Origin of the sequence: Erysipelatoclostridium sp. An173 (assembly GCF_002160495.1) — a bacterium.
Classification (GTDB): domain Bacteria; phylum Bacillota_I; class Bacilli_A; order Erysipelotrichales; family Coprobacillaceae; genus Thomasclavelia; species Thomasclavelia merdavium.
This window is the reverse complement of sequence record NZ_NFKR01000023.1, coordinates 35,517-43,125: the sequence shown is the minus strand read 5'-3', so window position 1 is coordinate 43,125 and position 7,609 is coordinate 35,517. Positions and strand designations below refer to the sequence as shown.

At 28.5% G+C, this 7,609-nt stretch carries 6 protein-coding genes; 2 read left to right on the top strand and 4 right to left on the bottom strand.

Going from position 1 to position 7,609, the window contains the following annotated elements:
- Positions 1 to 198 precede the first annotated feature (198 nt).
- Positions 199 to 690 carry a hypothetical protein gene (locus B5F09_RS10120; protein WP_087373977.1) on the top strand — a complete coding sequence of 164 codons (492 nt, stop codon included), beginning with the start codon at positions 199 to 201 and terminating at the stop codon, positions 688 to 690.
- Between the two features lie 203 nt (positions 691 to 893).
- Here the strand turns inward: B5F09_RS10120 and B5F09_RS10115 are convergent, their stop codons facing one another.
- Complete coding sequence (locus B5F09_RS10115) at positions 894 to 1,736, bottom strand: CorA family divalent cation transporter (protein ID WP_087373974.1); 843 nt, start codon at positions 1,734 to 1,736, stop codon at positions 894 to 896.
- Positions 1,737 to 2,100: 364 nt separating this feature from the next.
- On the opposite strand from B5F09_RS10115, the gene B5F09_RS10110 reads away from it, so the two are divergent.
- Positions 2,101 to 4,551 (top strand): FAD-dependent oxidoreductase, encoded by a 2,451-nt coding sequence (locus tag B5F09_RS10110; RefSeq protein WP_087373971.1) that lies wholly within the window; start codon positions 2,101 to 2,103, stop codon positions 4,549 to 4,551.
- Positions 4,552 to 4,559: 8 nt separating this feature from the next.
- On the opposite strand, the gene B5F09_RS10105 is transcribed toward B5F09_RS10110, so the two are convergent.
- The 3 genes from B5F09_RS10105 to B5F09_RS10095 form a co-directional block, all read right to left on the bottom strand.
- Positions 4,560 to 5,228 carry a Crp/Fnr family transcriptional regulator gene (locus B5F09_RS10105; protein ID WP_087302702.1) on the bottom strand — a complete coding sequence of 223 codons (669 nt, stop codon included), beginning with the start codon at positions 5,226 to 5,228 and terminating at the stop codon, positions 4,560 to 4,562.
- Between the two features lie 348 nt (positions 5,229 to 5,576).
- Positions 5,577 to 6,230: a hypothetical protein gene (locus B5F09_RS15220; RefSeq protein ID WP_239404314.1), complete on the bottom strand. Its 654-nt coding sequence runs from the start codon at positions 6,228 to 6,230 to the stop codon at positions 5,577 to 5,579.
- Entirely contained in the window at positions 6,230 to 7,546 is a 1,317-nt protein-coding gene (locus B5F09_RS10095; protein WP_087373967.1) for a M18 family aminopeptidase, read from the bottom strand. The genes B5F09_RS15220 and B5F09_RS10095 overlap by 1 nt, the downstream gene beginning before the upstream one ends.
- Positions 7,547 to 7,609: the final 63 nt, after the last annotated feature.

The window sequence follows — 7,609 nt, the reverse complement described above, 5'->3', positions numbered from 1 at the left end:
AAGCAATGAATGGAAAGGATATGCTGTACATCGAAGAAGAAGCTAAATACTCAAAAGAAGCGATAATAAAGGCAATGTTTGGTCTATAAAAGATTCCGACATTTTAATCGGTTCATATCAAAAAAGACCAATTATCATCAAAGATAGTTGGTCTTATGTTTTTATTTATCGGAATCTTTAGAAAGTCGGGATATAATCTTGAATTCCGATATCGGAATTCAAAAAGATAAAAGTTATCCTGATATTAATAGTCTGGTTTTATTAAGTCAGGTTTTAGATGTTACTATCGATCAATTAATAAAGGAAGATATTGAAATGATGGAAGAACAAATTAATCAAGATGATATTAGAAAATTTGGGTATCTGAGTAATATTTTTGCGGTAATGATGTTGATTACAATTATTACACCAATTCCATTAGTCCATTATTTATCATATCTTGGATTAGGAATTTGGTTACTAATTTTTGCAGCTACGTTCTATATATCGATATTAGCAGAAAAAGAGAAAAAAAGATTAAATATTCAAACATATAAAGAAATCCTGTCTTTTATGGATGGAAAACAGCTTGATAAAATTAATCAGGCTCGAGAAGAGGGGAAACGACCATATCAAAAAATTATTTATGCTTTTGTTGTAGGACTAATTACTTTGATCATTAATTTAATTATCTTGTTTTTTCTGTTATAAGGTGAAGTGTTGATGGAAACGAATAATAAATTTTATTAAATAGTAAAGATGATTACTTTATATAATTATTGAAGATCTTGTTATTATTACGGTTTTTTATTAGTAGTTAAATTGTTAAAAAACTTTGAAATCGAGTTATTCTCATGTTTTCATTACAAAATAACAATTGAATAGGCATAAAAATCGCCATAATGGCGATTTTTTTAAAACCAGTGTTTCTTTTTAAAATATATCAATAACACAATACTGACGATAATACTACCAGCGATAAAGATTGGGTAACCATAAAGGCTATTTAATTCGGGCATATATTTAAAATTCATGCCATACCAGCCAACCATTAAGGTAAGTGGTAAAAAAATGGCGGTAATCAAAGTAAATATTTTCATTAGATTATTTTGTTCAATATCAATTTGGGACTGATAAGCTTCACGCATCTGCGTAACATAATCACGTAAATTTAAAACACCAAGCTGTAAACGATCAATCCGATTATGAATTATATTTAATTTTCGCAAAGCTTCATCATCAAAAAATTTGTTTTCATTTTCTAAAAAGCCATCAAAAATTACTTGAAGCTGATTGTAATAATGTTTTAAATTTAACAGCTGTTTTCTAAATTTAATAATTTTATTTAAATAATCTTTTTTACTGTCTTTAATAGCATTGTCTTCAGCAATTGTTATTATTTTTTCAAATTCATCAATATTTTCCATATCTTCACTAATTAATTCAATGAAAAATAACCGTAATAGCTCTTGATTACTGCGATGAAAATTTTCTTTAAATAATTGATCAAATTTATTAAATAATTTATGATCTTCGATAAAAATTAATAAGTTATTAAAATCAAAATATAGTAGAATTCGTTTTTGTTTACCAATTCGTGATTTACTATTAAAGTAATCAAAACTAACTAAAATATAATTTTCATAGACCTCAAAAACAGTAGCATTATGTTTAGTTAGATGTTCGTTTAATATATTTATAGTATTTATATTTAATTCATTGCTATTTATTTGTTCAAATTTAAATATTTTGTTCATTATAATTCACCTAGCCTTAAATTAATAATACCATAGATATGATTAATTACGATAAAATTATTAGTTTAATCAAAATAAGTTCAAATTTATAATAAGATAAATTTACCTAGGTGATAATATCTATGTGTAATTATTAACAGTAGTCAAAAAAAGTCATTATTGTTATTCATGATTTTAAAGAAACTGAAGTTGTTTTTACTAATGAAGATTGGCAAAGATTTTATTTAACGATTGATGAAAATAAAATAATTGTTTTAAGTAGTCTTAATACCATTTTTTTATTTAGTTATGTGATTTAGTTACAGAACTATTTTGTTAAAACGGTTATGATATTGATGAATTAGGTATGATAAGGAGAAAGATTATGAATAAAAGAACTTTAATTATTGGTGGTGTTGCCGGTGGGGCAACAACTGCCACAAGGCTTCGTCGACGTGATGAAAATAGAGAAATTATTGTATTTGAAAGAGGAGAATATATTTCGTATGCCAATTGTGGTTTGCCATACTATATTGGTGATACAATCAAAAGTCGTGATGCTTTACTATTACAAACTCCAGAAGCGATGAAAGATAAATATAATATTGATGTTAGGATTAAAAACGAGGTTTTAGAGATTGATCCTGATGCGAAAAAAGTAATTGTTAAAGACTTAAAAACAGACAAGACTTATGAAGAAAGTTATGATGACTTAGTGATTGCAACTGGTTCATCACCATTAAAACCACAAATTCCAGGCATTGATCATAAAAATATTTTTACTTTATGGGACGTTAATGACATGGATAATATTAAGAGTTACATTAATGAAAATAAAATAAGCAGTGCAGCTGTAATTGGCGGTGGTTTTATTGGCTTAGAAATGGCTGAAAATCTTGACCACGCAAATCTTGAAGTTACATTAATTGAAATGCAAAATCAAGTTATGGCACCGCTTGATTTAGAAATGGCAAATTTGCTTCATGAAAATATTATTGCTAACGGTGTTGATTTAATTTTAAATGATGGAGTAAAAGCTTTTGAAGATGCTGGTGAAAAGATTAAAATTATTTTAACAAGTGGTCAGGAAGTTATTGTTGATATGGTCATTTTGTCAATTGGGGTTAAACCTAATAGTGAATTAGCTGCAAAAGCTAATTTAGCTTTGAACGCTAAAAAAGGAATAATTGTCGATGAATATTTAAAAACATCAGCTGATCATATTTATGCAGTTGGTGATGTAATTGAAGTTGACAATTTTATCACAAAAGAAAAAACAATGATTCCTTTAGCTGGACCGGCTAATAAACAAGCCCGTATTTTAGCTGATAACTTATGTGGTGATCAAAAAAAATATCATGGTAGTCAAGGAAGTGCGATTGCTAAGGTCTTTGATTTAAATGCAGCTAGTGTGGGAATTAATGAAAAACAACTAAAAGCTATGAAAAAAGTTAAAAATAAAGATTATTTTACCGCTTTGATTAATCAAAAGTCTCATGTTGGTTATTATCCTGGTGCTACTAATTTAACTCTAAAGATGATTTTTGATGCTGATGGTAAAATTTATGGTGCTCAAATAGTTGGCCAAGATGGAGTTGATAAGCGAATTGATACTTTAGCAACAACGATTAGATTAAAGGGAACAATTTATGATTTAATGGAATTGGAATTATCATATGCACCGCCTTTTTCTTCAGCAAAAGATCCTGTTAATATGTTAGGATACGTAGCAGAAAATATCTTAAGTCATAAAGCAAGATTCATTGAATGGGATGAAGTTGATGCGCTTTTAGAAGATAAAAAAGATGATTTTGTCATCTTAGATGTTACTGAAGAAATGGAACGAATGGTTTTTGCAATCAAAGATTCGTACCATATTCCACTTGGAAAATTACGTCAACGAATAAATGAATTAGATAAAAGTAAGTTAATTATTCCATACTGTGCAATTGGGGTTCGTTCTTATAATGCTGCTAGAATTTTAATGCAAAATGGATTTAAACGAGTTGCGATTTTATCTGGAGGAACAAGTTTTTATAAATCAATGCATTATCAACAAAAAGTAACTAAAAAGAAAAATAGTTCTAATGATCATCCTAATATTAATAGTGATCAGGAGATGAAAATTTTAGATTGTTGTGGATTACAGTGTCCTGGTCCAATTATGAAAGTAAACGAAACTTTAAATGAGATGGAAAATGATGAAATTTTAAAAGTTTCTGCTAGTGATATGGGCTTTTTAAAAGATGTTGCTTCATGGTGTGATAAAACAGGCAACACATTATTAAAAAGTGAACGTGTTGCTCAAGAAAATATTGCCTATATTAAAAAAGGAACGGCTTCGACAGTAAAAAAATCAGAAGTTAAAGAAGGAAAAACCTTAGTAGTATTTAGTGGAGATTTGGATAAAGTATTAGCATCATTTATTATTGCAAATGGTGCAGCAGCAATGAATCGTCCCGTGACCATGTTCTTTACATTTTGGGGATTAAATGCGTTACGTAAAAGTGAACATGTAAAAGTGAAAAAGCCACTAATTGATAAATTATTTGGCTTAATGATGCCACGAGGAAGTCAGAAGTTAAAATTATCAAAAATGAATATGGCAGGAATGGGGACAGCGATGCTTAAAAAAGTTATGAATGACAAAAATGTTGATTCTTTAGAAACCCTAATGAAAACTGCAATGGCCAACGGAGTAAGATTAGTTGCTTGTACAATGTCAATGGATATTATGGGAATTACTAAAGACGAATTAATCGATGGTGTAGAATTTGGTGGTGTCGCTAGTTATTTAGGAGATGCAGAAGAAGGCAATGTAAATCTATTTATTTAACAAAATTATTATTTTAACGATGCTAAGGCTTGTTTGTTGATTAAGTGGATCTTTCCTCTTGATAAATGAACATAGCCTTCTTTTGCAAAATGCTTTAACATTCTAGAAACTACTTCGCGTGCAGAGTTTAAATCTTGGGCAATCTGTTCATGAGTTATTTTAATATCCAGACTATTAGTACGATCACTTGCTTCGATTAGATATGCAGCTAAGCGCTGATCAAAACTCATAAATAATAATTGCTGCATCGCCCACATTACATCGGAAAAACGTTCTGTTGCCAGTTTATATGAAAATAATTCGACGTATATATTTTGTTTTGACAGTTGTAAAAAAGCCGCAGAACTAATTTGAATTATTTGGCAGGTTGTTTTTGCTTCCACTAAAACTTCAAAATCGATAGAATCTAAAATGCAAGCCGCAGATAAAACACAAACATTATGTGGCTGTAAATAAAATAAGGTAATTTCTTTGCCTTCATTAGAAATCATATAAGTGCGAAGTTTGCCACTAACGATAATTAAGATTCCGACACAATCATTTTTACCATGGTGGATTAATTGCCCACTTTGATATTCGATAATTGAAGCATTATTAATTAAAATATTTTTTTCATTTTGGTTAAGATGTTGCCAAAAAGGTAAAGTTTGTTTTAATAAATGATAATCTTTTAACATACTATTCTCCTTTGAATTATAAAATAATTATAACTTAAATACCGTAATAATAAAACATATGTTATTCTTTAATACAATATATTTATTGTCATCGGGTAATTAAATATTTTTTAGGGAAGAAGCTGATGATTGAAAAATAATTATTAAAATATATTGTTCCTAGTTACTAATGATAATCTGAGGAATCTTAAAATATTTAATGAAATAAAAAGATTATTTTCTAAGGAAAAATGATTAGATTTTAAAATTTCAATTGTACTTATATCTAATTGTTTAAAAAAAAGCACATCACTCATTCGAGTATGTGCTTTTTGTTTGAAATTAAACGCAATTAGTTATTTTAACGCGTTATAGTCTTTTAAGATTAATTTCTTTTTTCATGATTCTTTGACTAGTTATATAAGCAATTACCATGATTAAAAAAGAAATATCAAAAGGACTCTTTAATGTTAATACAATTACAAATATTGATACAATAACACCAATCAATTGAATAGAAAACGATTGAATTTTTAATTGGTAGCGTTTTATAATACGATATTGTTTAATAAATTGATGAAGCGTAATATAAAATGCAAAAACAGCAACGAGAAAATCAATAGAAATATGAATTAAATAATGATCGGTCAAAAATTCTTTGAGAAACATCAAAACAATATAACCACACATCGTAATCCAAAGACCAGATATCGTATATCGCTGTTCATCATTATATTTCATCTCTTTAATTTTAGCTTTGAAATTTATGTTCTTTTCGATTTGTTGAACATAGTTTTTAGTTGATAAACGAGTGAATTTTGAGATATCATTTATATTTTCCTGATGTTTTAAAAGTTGATTTAAAACTTCGGATATAATGATATTTGCTTTTAAGCTTTTAGACTGATGTCTAAAAACATATGCTTCAATTTCTTGATACCAATTAAAATATTGATCATTTAATGATTTAATTAAAGCAATATTTTCATCATATAAATCATATTTTTTCTCTTTTTTCTTCATTATTGAACCTTCAAAATAGAATGACTTACTTCACTAATATGTGAATTAAAGAAAGCTTTCATTAATTGAACCATGTAGTAAGTATCTTTAACACCAGCAGTTTCATATGTTGAATGCATTGCCAGTTGTGGTAAACCAATATCAACACTATTCATTGATACTTGTGACATAGCGATATTTCCTAAAGTACTACCACCTAATTCATCAGAACGGTTTGCATAGAATTGTAAAGGAATATCGGCTTTTTGGCATAAGTCTTTTAAAATGGCGATACTAACACCATCGCTAGTATATTTTTGACCAGCATGTGATTTTACGACAACACCTTCATTCATATAAACACAGTTTGCAACATCAGTTTTACCTGGATGATTTGGATGTACTGCATGAGCATTGTCAGCACTTAACATAAAACTGCAAGCAAGAGCTCGATAATAGTCTTCTTCAGTTTTTCCAAGCGCAGCATTGACACGTTTTAATACATCATATAAGAATGTTGATCCAGCACCTTGTTTTGATTGTGAACCAACTTCTTCATTATCAAAACATGCTAGAACATTAATTGATTCATCATTATAACCGGCAAGGAATCCTTTTAGTGATGTAAATCCACATTGTAAATCATCAAGATGAGCTGATGAGATAAATTCTTCATTAGCACCCCAAATTGATGGAGCAGTACGGTTATATAAATATAAATCACTACCATAAATATCTTTTTCATCAACATTTAATTCATTAGCAATTAATTTTTTAAAATCACCAGGTTTAGTTTGAGCTCCACCAAACAAAGGTAACATATCGATTTGCTTATTATAAGCATAACCTTCATTTACTCCGCGGTTCATATGAATAGCCATGTTAGGTATTAAAACAAGGTCACGATCAATATTTAATAATCTAGTTATAAATTGATTTCCTTCTTTAACTAAAACTCTACCAGCGATAGATAAAGGTTTATCAAACCAGGTTGCACATAACATGCCACCATAACCTTCAGTATTTAATTGAGTATATTTTCCTTTTACTTCAATTTCAGCATTTTCTTTAATTTTAAAAGTTGGATAATCAGTGTGTGAAGCAGCTACATTGAAACCATAGTTATCTAATTTTGTTCCAACATGGAATGCAATGATACTTGAATTATTTCTTGTTACAAAATATTTACCACCAGGTCTAATATCCCAGCGTTGACTTTCTAATATTTCTACAAATCCATTTTCTAATAATTCATTTCTAATGTTTTCAACAGCATGAAATGCAGTTGGACTTTTTTGAAGAAAATCTAATAATTCTCGAGAAATCTCTTTATACATATATTATGATACCTCCTTTTTTTGTATATCATAACATATCCTCCTGGGTTACCAAAAGGATAT

Excerpts from the sequence above, each read along its gene's own strand:
- B5F09_RS10115 (WP_087373974.1), bottom strand. The coding sequence starts at position 1,736 with ATGAACAAAATATTTAAATTTGAACAAATAAATAGCAATGAATTAAAT.
- B5F09_RS10105 (WP_087302702.1), bottom strand. The coding sequence starts at position 5,228 with ATGTTAAAAGATTATCATTTATTAAAACAAACTTTACCTTTTTGGCAA.
- B5F09_RS10095 (WP_087373967.1), bottom strand. The coding sequence starts at position 7,546 with ATGTATAAAGAGATTTCTCGAGAATTATTAGATTTTCTTCAAAAAAGT.
- B5F09_RS15220 (WP_239404314.1), bottom strand. The coding sequence starts at position 6,230 with ATGAAGAAAAAAGAGAAAAAATATGATTTATATGATGAAAATATTGCT.
- B5F09_RS10110 (WP_087373971.1), top strand. The coding sequence starts at position 2,101 with ATGAATAAAAGAACTTTAATTATTGGTGGTGTTGCCGGTGGGGCAACA.